This is a genomic window from Halomarina oriensis (assembly GCF_009791395.1).
GTDB classification, from domain to species: Archaea; Halobacteriota; Halobacteria; order Halobacteriales; family Haloarculaceae; genus Halomarina; species Halomarina oriensis.
On sequence record NZ_WSZK01000005.1, the window covers coordinates 32,738 to 53,781 of the forward strand.

At 67.3% G+C, this 21,044-nt stretch carries 20 protein-coding genes; 10 read left to right on the forward strand and 10 right to left on the reverse strand.

Annotation, left to right across the window (positions count from 1 at the left end; all coding sequences use genetic code 11):
• Positions 1-8: 8 nt before the first annotated feature.
• The 5 genes from GQS65_RS01550 to GQS65_RS01570 all read left to right on the forward strand — a co-directional run bounded on the left by GQS65_RS01550 (position 9) and on the right by GQS65_RS01570 (position 3,786).
• A complete protein-coding gene (locus GQS65_RS01550) occupies positions 9-347 on the forward strand; it encodes a hypothetical protein (protein ID WP_158202916.1) in 339 nt (112 codons plus the stop codon).
• Positions 348-577: 230 nt separating this feature from the next.
• Complete coding sequence (locus GQS65_RS01555; protein WP_158202917.1) at positions 578-1,693, forward strand: polysaccharide deacetylase family protein; 1,116 nt, start codon at positions 578-580, stop codon at positions 1,691-1,693.
• Entirely contained in the window at positions 1,690-2,562 is an 873-nt protein-coding gene (locus tag GQS65_RS01560) for a formyltransferase family protein (RefSeq protein ID WP_199268379.1), read from the forward strand. Before GQS65_RS01555 ends, GQS65_RS01560 begins: the two co-directional genes overlap by 4 nt.
• A gap of 82 nt (positions 2,563-2,644) precedes the next feature.
• Positions 2,645-3,478 carry a YqcI/YcgG family protein gene (locus GQS65_RS01565; RefSeq protein ID WP_158202918.1) on the forward strand — a complete coding sequence of 278 codons (834 nt, stop codon included), beginning with the start codon at positions 2,645-2,647 and terminating at the stop codon, positions 3,476-3,478.
• A 119-nt stretch (positions 3,479-3,597) separates the two neighbouring features.
• Entirely contained in the window at positions 3,598-3,786 is a 189-nt protein-coding gene (locus GQS65_RS01570) for a hypothetical protein (RefSeq protein WP_158202919.1), read from the forward strand.
• Positions 3,787-3,908: 122 nt separating this feature from the next.
• Here GQS65_RS01570 and GQS65_RS01575 read toward each other — a convergent pair whose 3' ends face one another.
• Positions 3,909-5,117 (reverse strand): FG-GAP repeat domain-containing protein, encoded by a 1,209-nt coding sequence (locus GQS65_RS01575; RefSeq protein WP_158202920.1) that lies wholly within the window; start codon positions 5,115-5,117, stop codon positions 3,909-3,911.
• Positions 5,118-5,259: 142 nt separating this feature from the next.
• Between GQS65_RS01575 and GQS65_RS01580 the strand changes: the two genes are divergently transcribed.
• The 4 genes from GQS65_RS01580 (at position 5,260) to GQS65_RS01595 (ending at position 10,045) form a co-directional block, all read left to right on the forward strand.
• Positions 5,260-6,180: an NAD-dependent epimerase/dehydratase family protein gene (locus GQS65_RS01580; protein WP_158202921.1), complete on the forward strand. Its 921-nt coding sequence runs from the start codon at positions 5,260-5,262 to the stop codon at positions 6,178-6,180.
• A gap of 414 nt (positions 6,181-6,594) precedes the next feature.
• Positions 6,595-7,212, forward strand: a complete 618-nt coding sequence (locus GQS65_RS01585) for a DUF7344 domain-containing protein (protein WP_199268380.1) — start codon at positions 6,595-6,597, stop codon at positions 7,210-7,212.
• A 196-nt stretch (positions 7,213-7,408) separates the two neighbouring features.
• Positions 7,409-9,226: a glutamine--fructose-6-phosphate transaminase (isomerizing) gene (gene glmS / locus GQS65_RS01590; RefSeq protein ID WP_158202922.1), complete on the forward strand. Its 1,818-nt coding sequence runs from the start codon at positions 7,409-7,411 to the stop codon at positions 9,224-9,226.
• Between the two features lie 288 nt (positions 9,227-9,514).
• Positions 9,515-10,045 (forward strand): ArsR/SmtB family transcription factor, encoded by a 531-nt coding sequence (locus GQS65_RS01595; protein ID WP_158202923.1) that lies wholly within the window; start codon positions 9,515-9,517, stop codon positions 10,043-10,045.
• 210 nt (positions 10,046-10,255) lie between these two features.
• Here the strand turns inward: GQS65_RS01595 and GQS65_RS01600 are convergent, their stop codons facing one another.
• The 6 genes from GQS65_RS01600 to GQS65_RS01625 form a co-directional block, all read right to left on the reverse strand.
• Positions 10,256-11,236: an NAD-dependent epimerase/dehydratase family protein gene (locus tag GQS65_RS01600; protein WP_158202924.1), complete on the reverse strand. Its 981-nt coding sequence runs from the start codon at positions 11,234-11,236 to the stop codon at positions 10,256-10,258.
• Positions 11,229-12,104, reverse strand: coding sequence for a hypothetical protein (locus GQS65_RS01605; protein ID WP_158202925.1), 876 nt, complete (start codon positions 12,102-12,104; stop codon positions 11,229-11,231). The genes GQS65_RS01600 and GQS65_RS01605 overlap by 8 nt, the downstream gene beginning before the upstream one ends.
• A complete protein-coding gene (locus GQS65_RS01610; protein WP_199268381.1) occupies positions 12,097-13,173 on the reverse strand; it encodes a Gfo/Idh/MocA family protein in 1,077 nt (358 codons plus the stop codon). The genes GQS65_RS01605 and GQS65_RS01610 overlap by 8 nt, the downstream gene beginning before the upstream one ends.
• Before the next feature lie 106 nt (positions 13,174-13,279).
• Positions 13,280-14,257: a glycosyltransferase gene (locus GQS65_RS01615; RefSeq protein ID WP_158202926.1), complete on the reverse strand. Its 978-nt coding sequence runs from the start codon at positions 14,255-14,257 to the stop codon at positions 13,280-13,282.
• A gap of 164 nt (positions 14,258-14,421) precedes the next feature.
• Positions 14,422-15,951, reverse strand: a complete 1,530-nt coding sequence (locus tag GQS65_RS01620) for a glycosyltransferase family 39 protein (RefSeq protein WP_158202927.1) — start codon at positions 15,949-15,951, stop codon at positions 14,422-14,424.
• Between the two features lie 81 nt (positions 15,952-16,032).
• Entirely contained in the window at positions 16,033-16,950 is a 918-nt protein-coding gene (locus tag GQS65_RS01625; RefSeq protein ID WP_158202928.1) for a sugar phosphate isomerase/epimerase family protein, read from the reverse strand.
• A 261-nt stretch (positions 16,951-17,211) separates the two neighbouring features.
• Between GQS65_RS01625 and GQS65_RS01630 the strand changes: the two genes are divergently transcribed.
• Positions 17,212-17,418 (forward strand): hypothetical protein, encoded by a 207-nt coding sequence (locus GQS65_RS01630; RefSeq protein ID WP_158202929.1) that lies wholly within the window; start codon positions 17,212-17,214, stop codon positions 17,416-17,418.
• Between the two features lie 86 nt (positions 17,419-17,504).
• On the opposite strand, the gene GQS65_RS01635 is transcribed toward GQS65_RS01630, so the two are convergent.
• From GQS65_RS01635 to GQS65_RS01645, 3 genes are read right to left on the reverse strand one after another with little or no spacing between them, the layout of a single operon-like run.
• Positions 17,505-17,900 (reverse strand): hypothetical protein, encoded by a 396-nt coding sequence (locus tag GQS65_RS01635; RefSeq protein ID WP_158202930.1) that lies wholly within the window; start codon positions 17,898-17,900, stop codon positions 17,505-17,507.
• Between the two features lie 58 nt (positions 17,901-17,958).
• Positions 17,959-19,473, reverse strand: coding sequence for a lipopolysaccharide biosynthesis protein (locus GQS65_RS01640; protein WP_158202931.1), 1,515 nt, complete (start codon positions 19,471-19,473; stop codon positions 17,959-17,961).
• 3 nt (positions 19,474-19,476) lie between these two features.
• On the reverse strand, positions 19,477-21,030 hold the full coding sequence (locus tag GQS65_RS01645; protein ID WP_158202932.1) for a lipopolysaccharide biosynthesis protein: 1,554 nt from the start codon (positions 21,028-21,030) through the stop codon (positions 19,477-19,479).
• Between the last annotated feature and the right edge of the window lie 14 nt (positions 21,031-21,044).

The window sequence follows — 21,044 nt, forward strand, 5'->3', positions numbered from 1 at the left end:
ATTCGAGTATGTCGAACGACACAGACATCGCCACGGCTCGACGGTTGAGCCTCGGGATGAACGTCGTGTTCGTCGCGGCCATCCTCGGACTCGTGGCCGGTGTCGTCCTGAACGAAGCGTTGCTCGTCTTTGCGACGCTCGGCGTGTTCGCGCTCGTCGTCGTCGTCTACGCAGTCGCTCACGTCCAGTTGCACCGACGGGTGGCCGCAGCGAGCGGTGCGAGCGTCACCCGTGACGACTCGCTCGGTGGTGCGCTCGCACTCATCCGCCTCAACCTCCTGCTCTACGTGGCGTTCGTGCTCGTGGGGGTCGCCGTCGCAGTCGTCACGGGACTGCTCGTCCTCTGACTGCCCGTCTCCCACCCGGATTTCGGTGGACTCGCCTCTGACAGTACGACGCTCTCACGCCGCACGTGTCGATAGGATGTCACCATTTACATCCCTGTCCGGGACGTGCGACGACCGTGCCCAACCACTCGTTAAATCACGGTTATCGTGACCATGCAGTTCGTTAGCATGGACTAGTCCAAATGTAGCGACATTGTAACTTAATCTCAGAGGAGTAATCGGACAGATAGATGACTGGTACCGTCACCATCAGCCTCGAACTCGAACTCGGGTGGGGTGTCACCCGGTTCGGGATGTTGGACAAGATATCGCCGGGTCGAGAGCGAGAGACCACCCGTCTCGACGCTCTCCTCGACCGGTGTGCTCTCTCGGACGTCCCCATCACGTTCAACGTCGTCGGCCACCTCCTGCTGGCCGAGTGCGACGGCCACCACGAGGGGCCGTACCCCGACGACTGGTGGGACATCGACCCCGGAAGCTCCGTCTACGAAGCCCCCAAGTTCTACGCCCCGGACCTGGTCGAGGCGATTCGGGAGTCCCCGACGCCACACGAGATCTGCACGCACACGTTCTCGCACATCGAGTGTGCCGAGGTCCCGGAAGAGACCGTCGCTCACGACCTGCGTACGGCACACGCGGCCCACGAGCGGTTCGGCCTCGACGACGTCGTCTCGCTGGTCCCGCCACGACACAGTACCCCGCCCCGGGACGTCCTCCGCGAGGTCGGTATCGAGACGGTTCGCGTGCCCCACTACCGGTCGTCGGAGTTCGGCGACCCGAGGACGCCGCTCCACAAACTGCGTGAGATCATCACCGGACCGCACCCCGTCGCGGAGCCACATCTCGTCGACGGTGTCGTCGAGACGTACTCGCCGGTGTACAAGACCCTCGCCGCCGAGTACCTCCCACTGGGCGAGTACGATACGCACCCCGCGTACCGCTGGATACCGACCAGCGTCGGCAAGCGACTCCACCGCCGATACCACCGGAGAGCGCTCGACCGAGCCGTCGAAACCGGGGGGCACGTCCACTTCTGGAGTCACCTCTACGACATCGCAACCGACGAGCAGTGGCCACAGATAGACGCACTGCTCGCCGACATCGGTGAACGGGTCGAACGAGGGGAACTGGAGGTCAAGACGATGGCCGAACTGAACCGCGACGTTCGGCGGGAACTCGAAGGGCCGACGACGGCCGAGGAACGGCCGGACGTGGTGGAACTCCCCGAGACGACTGCCGGGCCCGCTGAGGCGACCGACGAGCGACCGGAGGCCGTCGAACGCCGGCCGGAGGTGGTCGAGGACCGACCGAACGTGGCCGACGAACAGCCGACGGTGACCCGGTGAGCTCCGCCGACACGACCGAGGGGAGTGCGGTGGCGACCGACGAGGACGCGACACCGGTCGCGGCGACCCTCCTGCTCGACGGCCCGGCGATGCGGCGCTGGGCGGCCGCTGCCGTCGCCCGAGCGATCGACGACGGCGTGCTCTCGGTCGAGCGCGTCGTCATCAACGACGACGTCGCCGCCAGCCTCGACGACGACGGGGTGGCGACCCTCCGTCGCTACGTCGATACGGCACGCGACTACGGGGTGTGGACACCGGTCTCCGCGTACCGAAGCGTCGTCGCCCCGCCCGCCCATCTGGAGTGGGTCGACCTCGACGACCTCCCGTGGGCGGACGTCCCCCGCGTGCTCTGTACGCCACAGCCAGCGGAGACGTTCGGGCAGGTCCTCCCGACAGAGGTGGTCGACACCGTCGCTGCGGAGACAGACGTCGTGGTCCGGTTCGGGTTCGGCATCGTCAAGGGCGACATCCTCACCGAACCGGACCACGGCGTCCTCAGCTTCCACCACGGTGACGTCCGGCGATACCGTGGTCGACCCGTCGGTGTGTGGGAGTACATCGACGGTGCTCACGAGGGCGGCGTCACCCTCCAGCGTCTCACCGAGACGCTCGACGGCGGAGCCGTCGTGGCCTTCGAGTCGGTCAACCTCTCGGACGCCGAGACGTGGCCCGACGTCGAACGCCGCCTGTACGCCGCGTCCGAGGGGATGCTCTCGACCGGACTCGCTTCGCTCCGTGCTGGGGAGTCCCCGGAGCGAATCGACTCGGACGACCTCGGCCCGCTGTACACGACCCCCGGCGCGCGCGAGACGGTGCGGTTCCTCGTGAAGAACACGGTCGGGATGGCGCGACGGGTCCTCGCTCGCTGACCCCACCGGCCGGTTCGACCACCGTCGGTCGCGTCGACGCCGAATCCGATGGTTCCAAGTCCGACGCGTCCCGAACGGGGGTATGAACGAACCAGGGGGACAGGCGCTGTTAGACCAGGCGACCCTGGCCGAACGCGCCGAGGCCGACGACGCTCCCGCGTGGCTGGCCGACCACTGGCGGACGTTCAGCGGCGGACTCCTCGGCGAGCACAACGGTACGCCGTTCCCGTGTCACTTCGGCAGCGAGTCCGTCCGGGCCGGCGACCCGCTGTACACGGCCGTCCCCTCGATGACCGACCGTGACGCGCTGTTGGGACTGCGAGACACGCTGTACGAGTACCTCCAGGTCTACGAGGACCACGCCGACCGTGCGTCGCTGGTGACGTTCTTCCGTCCCTCGCCGAACGTGACGACGGAGGCCGACTACCACGAGGCGCTCTGGCACGTCCTCCAGTTCCTCCACGTCCACGACCCCGAACCGTGGCCCGCGGACATCCCGACCGACCCCGACGACGCCGAGTGGGAGTTCTCGTTCGCGGGCGTCCCGATGTTCCCGACCTGTCGCGCCCCGTTCTACGACCAGCGGCGCAGTCGCTACTGCCCCGTCGGCCTCGAAATCACCTTCCAGCCACGCGCACTGTTCGAGAACCTCGGCGTCACCGCCGACACCGACGCCGGGCAGCGTGCCCGCGAGGTCATTCAAGAACGTCTGGAGACCTACGACGGCGTCTGCCCCCACGCCGACCTCGGGGACTGGGGTATCGAGGGCGACCGCGAGTGGCCCCAGTACATGTTCAGCGAGGACGACTCGCAGGCCCCCGACGAGTGTCCGATGACGGTCACCCGCGAGCATCCGCGTATCGACCCGAAGTTCGACCCCGGTCTCGAAACTCTCCTGGAGACACCGCGGCCGTAATCCGACGGTCTCGTGTGGCAGGACCGCCCGACGCGTCGCCCGTCGTCATGGAGCCGTTCCGGGGAAACCGTTCCGGTAGCGAGTAATTACCTATATTCCGAGAGGTTGCAGACCCGACCATGGCAGCGAGTGACCCCGACACCGACGTCCGCGTCGCCGACCACCCCCGCATCGACCTCGAAGCGTGTCAGACCGAAGACGGCGACATCCTGCTGTACGACCCGACGCCGGGTCACGACACGGCGGACGCCGGCCGGTGGATTCGCGCCGACCCCGACGGCTGTGTCGACCTGAACGAGTCACACTGAGCGGTCGCTCCGCGGTCGAGCGTCGAACGAAAACCGCTGTCTTCTCCGGTCGGACTACTCGTCAGTGCCGTCGACGGTGACGGCGACGGCGAACGAGGCCCGTCCCACGACTGGGTGCGCGGTCAGCCCCGGTTGTACCAGACGTCGACGTGTCTCCGGGGTCCGTAGGACTTGCTGACGACGTCGAGGCGGCCGTCGCCGTCCAGGTCGACGAGTTTCGCCTCGTGAGTCTCGACACCGCGCTCGATGACCTGCTGGTCGAACGTGCCGTCGCCGCGGTTGACGAACGCGTAGAGGACCGGGTCGTCGTTGTGGCGGTGGGCCATCTCGCCGACGACGACGTCGAGGTGGCCGTCGCCGGTCAGGTCCCCCACCTGCAGACTGTGTGGGCAGTAGAGTTCGTCGGCGAGCAGGTGTTCGGTCCACGTCTCGCCGTCGTAGTCGAACCAGCCGACCCGACCGGGATGTGTGCCGTACAGCGGGGCGTCACCCTCGCTCAACAGGAGTTCCGGGTCGCCGTCGCCGTCGAGGTCCGCCACGGCCACACGGGTCTTCTCCCAGCCCTCGGCGACGATCTCGCGTTCCCAGCGCTCGCCGTCGGCACCGTCGTCCGTGCGGTGGTAGACGTGTGGCCCGGCGACGAGTTCCGAGCGGCCGTCGCCGTCGACGTCACCGACCCACAGGCCTTCGAGGTCGACCCCTTCGTCGACGACGTGACAGTCGGTCGTCGGCCACGGTTCGAGCGTCGGGTCCTCGGGAACGTCGTAGTAGAACACCGTCTCGGCCTCCTGTGAGAGACCGACCAGTTCGTCCTCGCCGTCGTCGTCGACGTCCGCGACGAGCAGGTCGTGGTACTTCTGGAAGCGGTCGGTGACGAGGAAGCGCTCCCACTCCTCGCGTGGGTCCTCGGGCTGGCGGAACCAGTAGACGTCCGAACCGTCGTAGCCCTGTCCGACGAGGAGGTCGGTGCGGCCGTCGCCGTCGACGTCGGCCAGACACGCCCCCACGTCGAGGTGGAGGTGCTTCTCGGTGGTGAGTGCGTGGCGCTCCCAGTCGCCGTCGCCGCGGTTCTCGTACCAGACGACGGGGGTCTCCAGCCGTTGGAAGACGGCCTCCATCCCCGGGAGTTGGCGGACGAGGATGCGTTTGCCGGCGAGAGAGAGCTCCGGTCGGGCACCGAGGCCGCTGACGATGACGTCTGGGCGGCCGTTGCCGGTCAGGTCGGTCACTTCGCAGGTGCTGAGAAGCCCCACGGGTGGGCTGTCGTCGAGACGTTGGTGGCGAAAGCGGAGGGCGTCGCCGGTCGCGTGTTCGCGGTCCGGTGTCTGCATGTGACGAGTATCGCGGTCGGGTGGTATCGTAATAGCCGGACTAAACGACGACGGGAGGCCGACTCCCCCGGAGTGTGAGGGTCACGTGACACGGGGGATAGAACGTCCATAACGAAACCACCCGGAGGGGTAGCCCGAGAGTATGGAGATCGCTGGCCGAACGGTGCTCGTCACGGGTGGTGCGGGGTTCATCGGGAGCCACCTCGTCGACGCGCTCGTCGGGGAGAACGAGGTGCGTGTACTGGACGACTTCTCGACCGGGAGCGAAGAGAACTGCCACCGCGACGCGACGGTCGTTCGTGGGGACGTCTGTGACTCGCGGGCGCTCGACAGGGCGATGGACGGCGTCGACCTCGTCTTCCACGAAGCGGCGAACGCCAGCGTCACCCGGTCGGTCGACGACCCCGTCGAGAGTCACCGTATCAACAGCGGCGGGACGCTCGGACTGTTCGAGCGTGCCCGCGAGGAGGACGCACGCGTGGTCGTCGCCTCCTCGACGGCCATCTACGGGGACCCGACGCACGTCCCCGTCACCGAGGACGAACCGACGACGCCACAGTCACCCTACGGCGTCGAGAAACTGGCGACCGACCACTACGCCCGACTCTACTACGAACTCTACGGACTGGAGACGGTCGCGCTTCGGTACTTCAACGTCTACGGCCCCCGGCAGGCCGGCGGCGAGTACAGCGGCGTCATCACCGCGTTCCTCGAACAGGCGTGTGCGGGCCAGGACATCACCGTCGAGGGCGACGGCTCACAGATTCGAGACTTCGTCCACGTCAGCGACGTCGTACAGGCGAACCTGCTGGCCGCGACGACCGACCACGTCGGTGAGGGGTACAACGTCGGGACGGGACGAAGCGTGAGCATCCTCGACCTCGCGGAGTTGATCCGGGACCTCTCCGGGTCGCGGTCTGAGATCGTCCACATCGACGAGCGGCCGGGGGACATCCGTGCGAGTCGAGCGGACATCTCGAAGGCACGGGAGCACCTCTCGTTCGAACCGACCGTCTCGCTCAGGGAGGGTCTCGGCGGACTCGTCCGCCAGCCTGCTCGCTGAACAGACACTCCTCACTACCGGAGTGTGACCTGTTGTGTCCGTTCGTTGTCTGTTCCCCAGAACTACCAGTTCGAGTGACAACCGGCAACAATGGCCCGCAGTGCTCCGGTTTCGCCGTGTTAAATAGTCGGATACTGGAGATGTTCGTTCACGAAACGGAGTATGTATTCGCACCGACTGCAACGTGTCGGGGGCGAAGTTGCATCAGATGCATAAATCAGTTACTTATTAAGCTTGTCACGCTATACATAGCAACCACTGACGCAGCATCGTGGGGATGCACGAGGTCCGACCCGTATCGTGGCGGATAACGTCCCGAAACGGTCGGCTTAACGGTCCAACGCGGTCCAACACGCGGTCGAACGCTCGAACCGCACCGGTGCAGCCAGCTGCGGCCAGCCACAGGTGGAACACATGAGTATATCCAACACAACGGCGCAGACGCAAACGCAGGCGCAGAGCGACGTCATCGAGGAACCGCCTCGCCTCCCGCTCGACACGGTCTTCGAGATACTGAAGAACCGTCGTCGCCGCGACATCCTCCAGTATCTCTGGCAGCACGAGGGGACGGCGAACATCGGTGAGTTGGCCGAACACATCGCGGCACTGGAGAACGACATCGAGGTCTCAGCGCTCTCGTCGTCCCAGCGCAAGCGCGTCTACATCGGCCTCTACCAGTGTCACCTCCCGAAGATGGACGACGCTGGCATCGTCGACTTCGACAAGCACCGCGGGACCGTCGAACTGTGCGAGGCGGCGTCCGAACTGACACCGTATCTCACGCTCGACGAACCCGAACAGACCGACCTCCCGACGACCAGCCTGGCCGTCTCCCTGGTCGTCGGTGCGCTCGTCCCGATGGGCGTCCTGGGACTGGGGCCGCTGAGCGCGGTCCCCGTCATCGGGTGGGCGCTGGTGAGCACCGTCACACTGCTGGCTGTGACGTTCGCCCAGCTCGCCGACGGTGACCTCGCCGACCTCGCCGCGTTCGACACGCTTCGGACCCGGCTGGTCAGCGAGCCGTCGTCCTGAGCGAGCCCCGAAACGGCCTTCTGTGGGCCGTACCGGGTGTAACGATTGGCTACCGGCGAGTTACTGTTCGCTTCTCTACGATAACCGGTACGTAACAAAGGCCGTTTGTGCCGTTGCTCTCGTCGATAACAATGTTCATCTGGCGCACGAGTCACGGCCATACACCGTCGACGACGGATCGGGCGGAGGACCGCTGATGTGCGGAATCACCGCGTGTGTCGGCGGCGACGACGCCGTCGGCGGTCTGCTGACTGGCCTCGGCAACCTGGAGTACCGTGGGTACGACTCCGCGGGCATCGCCGTCCCCGACGACCGGGGACTCAACGTCGTCAAACGCGAGGGTCGACTCGACCGGCTCCGTGAGGCGCTCGGCACCGACCGTCCGACCGGAACCATCGGTATCGGCCACACGCGCTGGTCGACCCACGGACCGCCGACCGACGCGAACGCGCACCCACACCAGGACTGCACGGGGCACGTCGCCGTCGTCCACAACGGGATCATCGACAACTACGAGACGCTCCGCCGTGACCTCGAAGGGCGCGGTCACCGCTTCGAGAGCGAGACCGACACCGAGGTCGTCCCCCACCTCATCGAGGAGGAGTTGACCGCGGGCAAGTCGACGGAAGCCGCCTTCCGCGCGGCCGTCCAGCAGCTCTCGGGGAGCTACGCCATCGCCTGCCTCGTCGACGGTGAAGACGAGGTGTACGCCGCTCGACAGGGCTCGCCGCTCGTCCTCGGCGAGGCCGACGGCCGGTACTTCCTCGCCAGCGACGTCCCCGCGTTCCGAGAGTTCACCGACCGTGTCGTCTACCTCGAAGACGGCGACATCGTCGTCGTCGGCGAGGAGGGCTACGACATCACCGACCTCTCGGGCGTCCCGCTCGCCCGCGACGTCGACACCGTCGACTGGGAGCCCGAGGCCGCCGGCAAGTCGGGCTACCCGCATTTCATGCTCAAAGAGATCCACGAACAGCCCGAGTCCCTCCGTCAGACCATCCACGGGCGCATCGAGACGCTCGCCGGGAAGGTCTCGCTGGAGGAGTTCGACGCGGGTGCGTTCGAGGACGTCGAGCGCGTCCAGTTCGTCTCGATGGGCACCTCCCACCACGCGTCGATGTACGCCGCCGCTCAGCTCACCGCCCGTGGGATGACCGCCAACGCCTACATGGCCGGCGAGTACGCCGACTGTCCCGCACCCATCGACGAGCACACGCTCGTCGTCGCGGTCACGCAGTCCGGCGAGACCGCCGACACGATGAACGCCGTCCGTCGCGCGCGTGACGCGGGGGCACGGACGCTCGCCGTGACGAACGTCGTCGGGTCGTCGGTGACCCGCGAGTGCGACGAGTCGCTGTTCATCCGGGCCGGCCCCGAAATCGGTGTCGCCGCGACGAAGACGTTCTCCTCGCAGGTCGTCGCGCTCACGCTGCTGGGCGAGCGCATCGCCGAGGACTCGACGGGCGTCCAGCGTGCCGCGGTCCGCTCGCTGCTGGAGGGGCTCGCCGACCTGCCCGGCGACGTCCAGCAGGTGCTCGACGAGTCGAACGCCGAGGGGATCGCGGACGCGCTGTACGGCTGTGACTCGTACTTCTTCCTCGGGCGTGGCCCCGCCCACTCCGTGGCGCTCGAAGGCGCGCTGAAGTTCAAGGAGATCAGCTACGAGCACGCCGAGGGGTTCGCCGCGAGCGAACTGAAACACGGGCCGCTCGCGCTCGTCACCGAGAACACGCCCGTCTTCGGCGTCATCACCGGCGAAGACGACCTCAAGGTCATCAGCAACCTGAAGGAGGTGCAGGCGCGCGGTGCGCCCGTCATCGTCGTCGCGCCGGCCAGCTTCGAGAGCGAGGTCGAGTTCGCCGACTACCACCTCCCGATTCCCGAGAGCCACCCGGAGGTCGCCGGCATCCTCGCCAACGTCCAGCTTCAACTGGTCTCCTACCACGCCGCCGACCAGCTCGGACGACCCATCGACAAGCCGCGCAACCTGGCCAAGAGCGTCACGGTCGAGTAACGGGTCGGACTGACTCTCGTTTTCGCGTGGCGACGGCGGCCGTCGCCACGGCCTCGTTTCGCAGTGACTGCAACCAACGTGTCGGCGAGTCGGAGCACTCGGTAGTGGCTGTGAGTGGGGGTATGGTCCCCATACCCGTCGAACGGGCTCGGCCAAGCCATTTATGCCGGTTCGCACGAACTGCGGTAGTAGAGTTCAGTCACCGCCTACGTCGGACCGTCGGGATTCGTGACAGTCGCACAATACTATGGGTACATATGGCTCGCCGGTGGACGGAAGCACGAACGGATGTCCAGTCAGTACACCATCGCGGCCGGGACGGGGGGGACGGTGAGCGAGGAGTCGGACCGACCCGACCCGGCAGACGTGTTGGACCACCTCGGCGACGACGTCTCCCGAACGATTCTCGCGGCCTGTTCGGCCGACGCACGGAGTGTCGGCGAGCTGGCCGAGGTCTGTGACGTCTCGGAGGCGACCATCTACCGTCGGCTCAACCGGCTGATGAACGCCGGCCTGCTCGACGAGCGGACCCGAATCAACACGCGGACCGTCTCTGGGGGCAAGGAGTACCGGACGACGGTCTCCAACATCGACGTCGGGTTCGACGAGAGCGGTATCGCGGTCCGGACGACCGCTCACGACGACGAGCAGCCACTACCGACGTTCACCGTCGTCGAACCGGCCGACGGCACCGACGAACAGGTCGTCGACCTCCAGCTACGCCTGCCCGAGACGCTGTTCAGCGAGTTCCTCACGGTCTGGGCGGAGCTCAACCAGCAGACGGCGGCCGACACCGAACTGAGCGCCAACGACGACTGAGCGTCGCTCGTCGCTCCGACCTTCGACGTGGCCTGTGAGACGCGTCTTTACGGGCGAAGACTTAATATCCGCAAGGAGAAACACGCTGGTAGCTTCCCCGGTTCGCGTGCCAGTTCGTGTGCCAACTAAAAACTTCGTGCTCTGCGGGCCCGGGAAGCCCATTCATACGGCCACGACGCTTCGTGAGCGGCCGTGCCGTGTGGAGGGCGCTTACTCGTCGGCCGCGGCGTGGAACTCGGAGCGGTACCACTCCCACGCCTCGGGCACTAGCTCCCGGAGCGGCCGATAGCTGTAGTCGAGGTCACGCTGTGCCTTCCGTGGGCTGTAGAACAGCTCCCGCGTCGAGAGCCGAGCCATCTCGGCGTCGAACGGGAACATCCGTGTTCCGAGCACGCGATTGACGGCGCCGACGACCGGTCCCGCAGTTCGGATGGCCAGCGGTGGCACCTGTGCGAGCGGTGCGTGGCCGTCGATTTCGGCGGCGATGACGTCGAGCGCCTCGTCGTACCGGAGGTTCTCGCCCGCGAGCAGGTAGTGTTCGCCCGGTCGCCCGCGGTCCATCGCCGCGACGGTGCCCTCAACGACGTCCTCGACGCCGACGAAACTCGCACCGCCGGGAGGGTGGACGGCCATCTTCGGGTCCGACGCCATCGAGAGCAGCCGGCCGGTGAACTCCTCGTCGCGCGGGCCGAAGATGGACGTCGGGTGGACCGTCACGACGTCGAGACCCCGCTCACCGAACTCGTCGGAGAGCTCCTCGGCGGCGGCCTTCCCGCGCTGGTACGCCCCGATGGGGTCGGCGACGTCGTCCTCGGTAGCGATACCGTTCGTCCGGCGACGGGTGCCCGCCGTCGAGGTGAAGACGACCCGCTCGACGTCCGCCGCCTGGGCGGCTTCGAGGACGTTGCGCGTCCCTTCGGCGTTGACCCGTTCGACGACGGGAGCGTCCGCCGCCTGCAGGCCGATACCGGCGAGGTGGAACACCCGTTCGTGGCCCGCGACGGCCTCGCTGACGGCGTCGGCGTCGAGGACGTCCGCCTCGGCCCACGTCACGTCGAGGTCGTCGAGCGCGCTCGTGTCGCTGTTCTCACGGCGTGTGGCGGTGACGTCCCAGCCCTCGGTCACGAGGCGTTCGACGAGGTGGCTCCCGAGGAAGCCCGTCGCGCCGGTGACGAGTGCGCGGTCAGTCATCGCTGCCCCCCGTGAACTGTGGCGGGACGAGGTCACCGGTCACCTTCGCGTAGAGGCGGAAGCCGGTACCCATTATCTCGGGCATCTCGCCGCCGTTCGGGTCGGTCGTCTCGTGCGGGAGTTCGGCGGCGAGGTCCTCCGCGTGGAGGCCCTCGATGGCCTCGCGGCCGACGCCGAACGGTCGGAGGTAGGGGACCTGCTTCGGTTTCAGCCCCGCGACGGGCGCGACGGCGCGGTCCACGGCCGGTGCGTCCGTCCCCGCGACGAGGAACCGTGCGCGGTGCGGTGCGCCCGTGTAGGTGTACGTCCCGTCGAGCAGGACGAAGTCGGGGTCGACGACGGCGCTGGCCGCGACGACGTCGGTCGTCGCGCGTGACCCGGTCGCCGCCTCGGCGACGGTGACCATCGCGGCGGCGAGGTCGGGGTCCGCACGGAGCGTCGGGACGGCGACGACCGGCCGCTCGTCGAGCGGTGCCGGAACCGTGACCGTGTGGCGCTCGTCGTCGGTGCGGACGACGCGCTCGACGGTCTCGGCCTCACCGAGGGCGAGCGTGTCCGCGCCCGTCCGGTCGGCGACGTCCTCGTAGCCGAGCATGGAGGGGGCGTTCTGGACCCACTCGGAGTCGGGCAGGGCGAGCGTCACGTCCGCCGACGCCGCGAGCGCTTCGACGAGCGCCTCGACCACGTCCGGGTTCGTCACCATCCCCGTCGAGGGGTGGAACGGGTAGTGGCAGTCCGGAACGACGAGCGCCTCGTCCAGGTCGGGCGCACAGTCGGCGACCAGGTCCGTCACGGCACCCGAGAGCCCCGGTCCCGAGACGTCGGCTCGACGGCCGACGAGTCGGGGGGTCGCCGGACGCTCAGTCATCGGTCACCTCCACGTCCGCACCGGCGTCACGGGCGGCGGCGGTCCCCTCGGCCATCTCGTAGGCCGTCTGGACGTGCTCGACCATCCGCAAGCCCGCCGCGCCGTTCACGGGCGGCTCCTCGCCAGCACCGACGGCGTCGAGGAAGTCCTTCAGCGCGTGGTAGTGCGCCTGGTAGTAGTACGTCGGTTTGAAGTACGCCGGCTCCTGACCGCGAGCGCGTTTGGAGACGTTCTCCAGTGCGGACTTCGCAGCGTAGGCGGTGAACTGTTTGGGGAGGTAGTCCTCGCTGCGGAGCGTGTCCGCGACGCCCTCCAGCCGGAAGTAGCCCGTTATCTCCGGGGGTGTCTCCCACTGGAAGAACCCGGCGGAGACGGTCGCCTGCGTCCCGGCCTCGGTGGAGACGACGACGAGCGCACTGTCCTCGTATGGGAGGTCCATCGAGGAGTCGACGTGTGCGTACTCGACGGTCAACTCGCCGAAGAAGTGTTCGAGGACGTCGAACAGGTGGACGCCGAGGTCCATCAGCGCGCCGCCGCCGGTGGCGTCGGGGTCGAGCATCCACCCCGAGACCGGTTCGCGGGCGGGGGGAGCGCTGAACGGGCCGTTGTTGATGCGGGCGATAGAGGCCAGTGGGACGTCCCCGATACGGCCCTCGTCGTACAGTTGCTTCAGTTTCCGGACCTCCGGCTGGTAGCGGATCGTGTGGTCGACACCGACGGAGACGTCGTTCTCCTCGGCGGCGTCGAGCATGCGCCGACCCTCCTCGACGGTCCGGGCGAACGGCTTCTCGACGAAGACGTGACAGCCGGCTTCCGCGGCCGCGACGGCGGCCTCGGCGTGGAGGAACGGCGGGAGGGCGACGATAGCGGCGTCGACGTCCTCTTCGGCCAGTAGGTCGGTGTAGTCCTCGTAGGTCCGGGGGACGCCCTGGTTCTCCGCACGGGTCCGGTTCGCGGCGACCACGTCGGCGGCGGCGACGACGCGTGCGCCGTCGATGCCACGGGTGGACTGGAGGTGGACGGTCCCGATGTTGCCGGCACCGAGCAGTCCCACGCGAACCTCACTCACGACACTCACCACTCCGGCGAGTAGAATCGGTCGGCTCCATACCGGGGGATGGCGCGGTCGCTATCTTGTTATTCTCCGGCTACCGTGAGACGCTCTCGAGGCGGCGTCACTCGCGGCTGACGGTCCGCTCGACGGCCTCCCGGACCGTCCCGTAGGCACGAGCCAGTTTCAGCCCGTTCGAGAGGGCGACGAACCGCGCCTTCTCGGTCCGGTCGAGGTCCTCCCACTCCTCGACGGAACTGCGGACGTTGCTGGGCGGCGAGGGGGTGTAGAGCCCCGGGTAGAACACGAGTGCGAGCGGGTGGCCGTAGCGTTCGGGGTAGAGTTCTCGCATCTGGTGTTTCCCACGGCCGATGCGGATGGCCTTCTTCAGGAGGGACTTCACCGACGTGCGCGTGGGGTGGTACATCGAGACGTCGGCGGCGTACCCCATCTCGAACCCCGCCTCGTGGACGCGCTGGCCGAACTCGCGGTCACCACTGGAGACGAACCGGACGTCGAAGGGACCGACCTCCTCGACGACCGACGACCGGACGAGCAGACAGCACGTCGGTGCGAAGTGCAACTCGTCGACGTACTTCTCGATGGGGAAGCCGTTGACCCGGTTGAACCGCGAGGCGAACGTCTCCTCGCCGTCGGCGTACAGCTGGACGTTACACGCCATGTAGTCGAGTTCGTCGGCCTCCATCCGCTCGATGGCCTGTTCGAGCCAGTCGGTGTCGACGGTCATGTCCGCGTCGATGAACGCCAGCACGTCACCGCGTGCGCGTCTGATACCGCGAACCCGTGCAGCGTAGGAACTCTGCCGGCGGCGCTCGTCGAGCGCGTGGACGTTGTCGTGGGAGTTCGCGTAGTCCGCGGCGACCGCGCGCGTGTCGTCGAGCGAGCGGTTGTCGACGACGAGCACCTCGTAGCGCTCGTGGTCGTACGTCTGTCCGACGAGCGTGTCGAGCGTGTCTCGAAGCCCCTCCGGGTCGTTGTACACCGGGACGATGACCGAGACGAACGGCGTCTCGAGTGTGGTCCGGTCGGCCGACTGCTCAACGGTTCGCTCCTCCCGCCGAATCTCGTGTACTGTGCTCATGCGTGTGCCGACGAGCGACCGGTCCGTTGTCCACGGGGTCGCTCCTGTCGTGTCTCTGTCTACGTTACCACCGTGTTTAGAGGGGTCAGACCCTCCCGAGGGGGCGAAACTGTTGCAATCGGTTCCCACCACGTTATCTTCAGCCTCACCGGAGGGACCGTCGCTCATCGCTCACCCTCCCGCTCGTACCGGTGAACGGTCACTCCGACGAATGTACGCTCGGCTTTTTCGTCGCTCACGTAGCCGTTCTCCCTCGTGAGCCGTTGAAGTTCCCGTTCGGTTGACGAATCGGTGTGAGAGAACACTAGCCACACCTCGTCGTGACCCTCCAGGAGTGCACTGATCTCCTCGTCGGTCGTCGGCGAGCGGCCGGTGCCGGAGTCCGCCACGACGACCCCCTCGACGTCGAGGTCCGAGCGCGTCCGGTAGTGTTCGAACCCGCGTTCGGTAATCTGGTCGGCGACGACGACGAGCGCGCCCTCGCTGGCCTCGTTCTCGACGTACGCCGTCGCCTCGTCCCACTGCTCGCGCGTGTCCGTCGTCAACTCGTAGGCCGTGACGGGAACGACGGCGACGAGCAACAGGACGACCATGGCGACCCGAAGCTGTGGGCGTTTGACGCGAGTGACGCCACGGCCGATCAGGAGGTAGAGGGCGAGCGACGCCGGGAGGACGTAGCGTGGCCAGAACACGGGGAACAGTACCCACGAGACGGCGATGGGGACGACGAACGTCGCCACCAGCCAGACGACGAGGAGTTCGACGCCCGGTTCCGAGGAGAGCTCGATTCGCTCACGGAGGCCACGGAGCGTCGCTCGGGGGCTTCGAGAGAGGGACTTCGAGACACAGCCGTCGGTCACCCCCAGTGCGAGCCCACCGACGACGACGGCACCGACGAACAGCGACAGCGCCGGGACGGCCGTCTGTGCGAAGAACTGGAGCGTGACACGGGCAACCAGGCCGGGCGTCGGCGGCGGGATGTAGGGGAACGGCGTCGACGCCGTGCCGCCGAGGCTCAACCGCGTCAGGACCATGAAGGCGACGGGGACGAACGCGACGGCGATGGCCGCACTACCGACGGTCAGCGCTCGTGGCACCGACCGTCCGGTGGCGAGTCGAACGACGACGTAACAGCCCTCGGCGAGGACGACGAGTGCGGCGAACGGGTGTGTGAGGACGAGTGCGACGGTTGCGAGCACGTACGCTACCGTGGTCCGTCGCGTCGCCGTCTCCTCGAACAGTCGGACGAACAGCCACAGCGAGACGAGCGTCAGGAGGGCGACGAGGCTGTACATCCGTACCTCCTGTGCGTGATAGACGTGGAACTGCGTGAGCGCGAACAGCAGCGCCGCGACCAGCCCCGCCGTCTCCTCGAACAGGTCACGACCGACGAGGTAGACGAACGGGATGGCGAGGACGCTGAACGCCACCGACGGGAACCGCAGCGCCGTGGCCGACGTGCCGGCGACGCTCACCCAGAGGTCGAGAACGACGTAGTACAGCGGCAGGTGAGGCTGTTCGAGCGGAATCCGGACGAGCAACTCGAGCGTCGAGTACTGCTGGACGAACTCCAGCGTGATGAGTTCGTCAGTCCAGAGGCTCTCGCCACCCAACCCGTACAGCCGGACCACCGCCCCGACGAGGACGATAGCGAACAGACCGTGGCGAGCGTTCAGCGAGCGACACCTGCGCATTGACTGTATGGAGAGAGAACGGGGCCATAGTTATGGGTTACAAACCCATCGTATAACAGACAGTTTCGTCCGGGAGAACGTCTACACACCGGGAGAGAGACGACGGACCGACCGGACGAACGCGTCGCTCCCCTGCCGAAGCGCGAGTATCGGGTCGTCGGGCGCGTCGTGTTCGAAGACGGCCCACTCCGCGCCGACGTCCTCCGCGGCTTCGAGCGCCGCGTCGAAGTCGACGTCGCCGGTGTTCGGGTCGACGGAGTGCCAGTCCGCCAGCGGACCGTGGTAGTCGCTCACCGTCGTGTCCTTGAAGTGGACGAGCGGCGTTCGCGGTTCGGCGAACGACAGCACGTCGCGGGGGTCCTGTCCGGCGGCGGTCGCCGCTCCGACGTCGACCTCGAAGGAGACGTAGTCGTCGTCGGTCGCGTCGACGAGCCGGCCGAACGCGGTCCGTTCGATGGGGACGACGTCGTCGAGCGACGTGAGCGAGTCGTGGAGCCGGTCGCCGGCCAGGCCGACGGCGGTCTGGGGCTTGCTACAGCCCTTCGTGTACGGGTGGACGGCCGTCACGAGGCGTTCGAACGCCGAGAGCCGACGGAGCGGGACGAAGTCGTGGACCTGATTGTGGTAGAGCAACGCGACGCCGTGGTCGGCGAGTCGAGCACCGAGGTCGTCGAGTCGGCGTGCGAGCGCGTCGATACGCTTGGGCGTGCGGTAGTGTGCGAGCGGGAGGTGTGGAATCGCCAGACGGCGGACGCCGACCTGGGCGTAGCGAGCGGCACAGCCCCCGGGGTTGGCCTCCAGTTCGCGGAGACCGACGTGCGCGCCGATCGGTTCGACGTCCGCCTCGGCGAGCGCGGCGACCACGTCGTCGGGGTCGGCTTCGGGGAGTCGGTTGGCGAACTCCACGCCGTCGAAGCCGGCGTCGCCGACGCGGCGAATCACGTTGGGGAGGGGTTCGTCGATGTCGCGGAGCGTGTAGAGCTGGATGGCCGACTTCACGGACGGTACCTCGCTCCGGTCGGGAACGACACGTTGCCGGTAAGGTTCATACCGAATCATCCGGTCCTGGTGGCATTGTAATAGCCAGCCTATACGTCCGCTCGCCGCGCGCGTCTCGAAACCAACCGTCCCAAACTGTCGGTTAACCGTGTCACCACTCAACCCACCCCGCCGACGGCCGGGCCGGAGAGCCGCCGTCGGTACCGCAGTAGGTGTGTCAGAGAGTGTCTAACTTAGACCGATCCCGTCGTCGCTCCGAGTATGGTACGCCCGGTCGATCTCGACGCGCTGGTGACGTTCGCGGCTATCGTCCTCTGTGGAGCCATCGTCGTGCCGCTGTTGGCGCTGTCGGTGGTCGACGGACTGCTGGTCCTCTCGGCGTGGGTCGTGAGTCTCGTCGTCTCGTCGGCCGCGGCCCTCGCCGTGGCTCGTCGACCGACGGTTTCGACGCCGTCAGAGCGAGCGTGAGCAGTGGGACGTGCGCGGCGAGAGTCGAACGGTGATGTATCGAAGCGTGGACGAGTGAGACGGTCGGGGGGAGACCCGTGGCGGCGTCACTCCGGTGCGCCGAACTCGACGCCGCCGCCCGACGTGACCGTCACCTGCACCGTCGACATCTCGCTCACCGACCACTCGTAGGTCTGTGCGTCCTCGGTGCTGACCTGGACCGTGAGCGTCGCCGTCTCCGGTGCCTCGCTGGTGAAGACGTTCTCGATGGTCCGGGAGGCGCTGTCGCCGGACAGCGCGAGGTTGACCGTCTCCTCTTCGAGGTACGTCTCGCCGCCGCCGCTGACCGAGACGGTGACCTGTCGTGGCATCGCGTCGGTGTTCCGTATCCGGATCGTCCCCGTCCCGCTCTCCTCACCACCGCCACCGCCGCCGAGCGCCGAACAGCCTGCGAGCGTCGTGGCTGCCCCGGCCAGTCCGGCGAGAAAGACGCGTCGTTGCATGTGACAATCGCACGAGCGAGAGTTGATAAGTGTTCTCATACCCCGCTCGGAGGGACGCTCAGATACCCTGTCTGAACTGGCGGAGGAGGTCGTTCAGCCCGAACTCGAACTGCCACTCCAGCACGTAGAGCACCGCCGGGTAGACGACGGCACCGACGACCACGCCGACGACGAACCCGACCGGCTGACTACCCAGTTCCGCGATGACCGTCTCCTGTGCGGCGTAGGCGACAGCGCCCATCACGACGCTCGCGACGGCGGGGTACGCCGGGACGAGCACGAGCGTCCGGACCCGTTCGTCGATGAGTCGTCTGACGAGGTAGACCGCCGGCGGGAGGTACGCCGCTCCCGAGAGGACGACGGCGATGGCCGCCCCGGTCAGGCCGTAGTCGAGGACGACGACGAGCGGGTAGACGGTGATGGCGAGCGTGACCAGCGTCACGACCTGGAGTTTCGTCATGAGGTCGGGTCGGCCGAGCGCTTTGAACAGCGGCGCGGCCGGCGTCCGGACCGACCGCAGGATGCCGTAGACGGTCAGCACCTGCATCGGGACCACCATCGGAGCCCACTGGCTGCCGAGGAACGTTGCGACGAACGGCTCGGCGACGACGATGATACCCACGCCGAGCGGGAACGACACCAGCGTCGAGAGCCGGAGCGTCCGTCTGAACCCGTTTCTGACCGCCGGGATGTCGTCTTGGATCTTCGAGTACGCGGGCATGACGACCTGTGAGATGGTCTGTGCCACCTCCGTCGCGGGTGCGTTCGACAGCCGGTAGGCGAGCTGGTAGTACCCCAGCGCCTGCGTGCCGAGCCACCGTCCGACCAGCACGTCGTCACCCTCGCCGTAGAGATACGAGAGCATCCCCGCGCCCATCAGCCACTTCCCGTAGCTGACGAGTTCGCGTGCCTTGCCCATCTCGAACGACGGGCGGAACAGACGGTCGGCGACCAGATACGAGACGACGAGCTGGGCGGTGTAGCCGGCGACGTAGCCGACGGCCAGCGCGTACGCCGTCTCGGCGACGAACACCGCGTAGCCGATGGAGACGACGACGCGCGTCCCGGTTCGGGCGACGACCAGCCCGAACTGCTTGTGGAACTGGAGGTCCTTCTGGAAGTAGACGATGGCGGGGTTCTGGAGGCCACGCGCGATGGGACCGAGCGCGATGAGGTAGATGAGCGGGACGACCTTGCCGGGGTCCTCGCGGAAGAACTCCGCGATGAACGGCGCGGCGACGACGGCGATCCCCGCGATGAGGAGCCCTCGGAGGAGCTGGAGCACCCAGACGGTGCCGAAGTAGTCGTCGACGACGGCCTCCGAACGCTGGATGAGTGCCTCGTCGAGCCCGAGCTGTGAGAACCGTGTGAGCCCGGCGATGACGAGGAGCGCGATGCCCATCAGCCCGAACTCCTCGGGGGACAGCAGTCGCGCCAGGATGACAAGCATCACGAGCTGGAGCGCCCGGACGCCGCCGTTCGTCAGCCCGAGCCAGATACCGCCACGGACCGTCTGTGAGGCGAGCGAGCCACCCGAGGAGACCAGCCGACTGAGGAGTGAGCGGAGCCCCATCTGTCACCCCGCCATGGACGCGACCATCGTTCTGACGTTCCGGCCCACACCCCAGCCGAAACGGTCGAGCACGAGCACGGCACCGGCGTAGACCACCGCTCCGAGGGCAGCGAGGACGACGAACTCGGCGACGGGAGCGACGTCGAGCATCCGGTCGGCGGCGATGACCGCCGCCGCCATCCCGACGCTCCCGACCAGCGGGTAGGCCACGTCACGCAGGATGCGCGTGTAGCTCGTCTCGACGATTCGAGCGGCGTAGAACACGTCTATCTCCATCATCGGGAACAGCTGGACGCCGAGGATGACCAGCGCGGCTCCCTCGTAGCCGGTCAGTCCGTACGGGAGCCCGCCGTTGCTGGCCTGCCAGAGCACGACCGGGAGGCCGAGACCGAGCAGGAGCACGCGGACCGTCGAGAACTTGGCGATGAGGTCGGGACGGCCCGTCGCCTTGAACACCGGCCCGAACGTCGCCACCGCCGAGCGCGTCAGCCCGAAGATAGCGAGAATCTGCATCGTCAGCACCATCGCCTCGTACTCCGGAGCGAGGAAGGCGTCGACGAACGCGGGCGTGATGGCGAAGATACCCATGGCGAGCGGAAACGAGAGGAACGTCGTCATCTGGAGGGTACGGTGGAAGCCCTCCCGGAGCGCCTTCGTGTTGTCCTGGACCTTCGAGTACGCCGGGAACGCGACCCCCGAGATGACGTGTGTGACCTCGGTGGCGGGCGCGTTCGAGAACCGGTAAGCCAGCTGGTAGTACCCCAGCGCGAGCGGGCCGAGGAAGCCGCTGACGAGCAGGTCGTCGCCCTCGCTGTAGAGGAAGTAGAGGATGGAGTTGGCGGTGAGCCACTTCCCGTAGCTGATCATACTGCGGGCGGACGGGACGTCGAACGAGACGCTCGGACGGTAGTCGTGCAGGAGGTACGACGCCAGCATGCGGACGAAGTCGCTGGCGACGAACGCGAGGACGAGCGCCATCGCCGTCTCCGAGACGAGGTAGGCGTAGCCGATGGCGACGCCGAACTGGACGACCGACCCGGACATGGAGTAGAAGAACTGCTTGTGGAACTGGAGGTCCTTCTGGAAGTAGACGATGCCGGGGTTGGCGAGGCCGACGAACAGTTGGCCGAGGCCGATGACCTGGATGAGGACGGCCGCGCGGCCGGCGGTGGCGGCGTCCCCGCTGACCAGGAGGCCGGCGAACGGGTGGGCGATGACGACGAGCGTCAGCGCGATGAACGACGTGCGAGCGATGTCGAGCAGCCACGCCGTGTTCAGCATGTGGTCGACGTTCTCCTCGCGGTCGTAGATGAGCGACTGATTGAGTCCGAGTTGCGAGAACCGCTTGACGCCGCTCATGACGACGAGCGCGATACCGAACAGCCCGAGTTCGGCGGCCCCCAGCAGGTTCGCCAGGATGATCATCAGCACCAACTGGAGCATCCGGTCGGAGACGTTGAGCGCCGCGACCCACATTCCGCCCTTGACCGTGCGTTCGGTCAGCCCGTCGCCGGGAGAGAGCACACTGCGAACGAGACGAGCGAGACGACGTATCATCCCCACATCGTCCC

Bases quoted from the DNA above. Each gene is read 5' to 3' on its own strand.
- GQS65_RS01550 (WP_158202916.1), top strand. From the start codon at position 9: ATGTCGAACGACACAGACATCGCCACGGCTCGACGGTTGAGCCTCGGG.
- GQS65_RS01555 (WP_158202917.1), top strand. From the start codon at position 578: ATGACTGGTACCGTCACCATCAGCCTCGAACTCGAACTCGGGTGGGGT.
- GQS65_RS01565 (WP_158202918.1), top strand. From the start codon at position 2,645: ATGAACGAACCAGGGGGACAGGCGCTGTTAGACCAGGCGACCCTGGCC.
- GQS65_RS01570 (WP_158202919.1), top strand. From the start codon at position 3,598: ATGGCAGCGAGTGACCCCGACACCGACGTCCGCGTCGCCGACCACCCC.
- GQS65_RS01575 (WP_158202920.1), bottom strand. From the start codon at position 5,117: ATGCAGACACCGGACCGCGAACACGCGACCGGCGACGCCCTCCGCTTT.
- GQS65_RS01580 (WP_158202921.1), top strand. From the start codon at position 5,260: ATGGAGATCGCTGGCCGAACGGTGCTCGTCACGGGTGGTGCGGGGTTC.
- GQS65_RS01585 (WP_199268380.1), top strand. From the start codon at position 6,595: ATGAGTATATCCAACACAACGGCGCAGACGCAAACGCAGGCGCAGAGC.
- glmS (WP_158202922.1), top strand. From the start codon at position 7,409: ATGTGCGGAATCACCGCGTGTGTCGGCGGCGACGACGCCGTCGGCGGT.
- GQS65_RS01595 (WP_158202923.1), top strand. From the start codon at position 9,515: ATGTCCAGTCAGTACACCATCGCGGCCGGGACGGGGGGGACGGTGAGC.
- GQS65_RS01600 (WP_158202924.1), bottom strand. From the start codon at position 11,236: ATGACTGACCGCGCACTCGTCACCGGCGCGACGGGCTTCCTCGGGAGC.
- GQS65_RS01605 (WP_158202925.1), bottom strand. From the start codon at position 12,104: ATGACTGAGCGTCCGGCGACCCCCCGACTCGTCGGCCGTCGAGCCGAC.
- GQS65_RS01615 (WP_158202926.1), bottom strand. From the start codon at position 14,257: ATGAGCACAGTACACGAGATTCGGCGGGAGGAGCGAACCGTTGAGCAG.
- GQS65_RS01620 (WP_158202927.1), bottom strand. From the start codon at position 15,951: ATGCGCAGGTGTCGCTCGCTGAACGCTCGCCACGGTCTGTTCGCTATC.
- GQS65_RS01630 (WP_158202929.1), top strand. From the start codon at position 17,212: ATGGTACGCCCGGTCGATCTCGACGCGCTGGTGACGTTCGCGGCTATC.
- GQS65_RS01635 (WP_158202930.1), bottom strand. From the start codon at position 17,900: ATGCAACGACGCGTCTTTCTCGCCGGACTGGCCGGGGCAGCCACGACG.
- GQS65_RS01640 (WP_158202931.1), bottom strand. From the start codon at position 19,473: ATGGGGCTCCGCTCACTCCTCAGTCGGCTGGTCTCCTCGGGTGGCTCG.
- GQS65_RS01645 (WP_158202932.1), bottom strand. From the start codon at position 21,030: ATGATACGTCGTCTCGCTCGTCTCGTTCGCAGTGTGCTCTCTCCCGGC.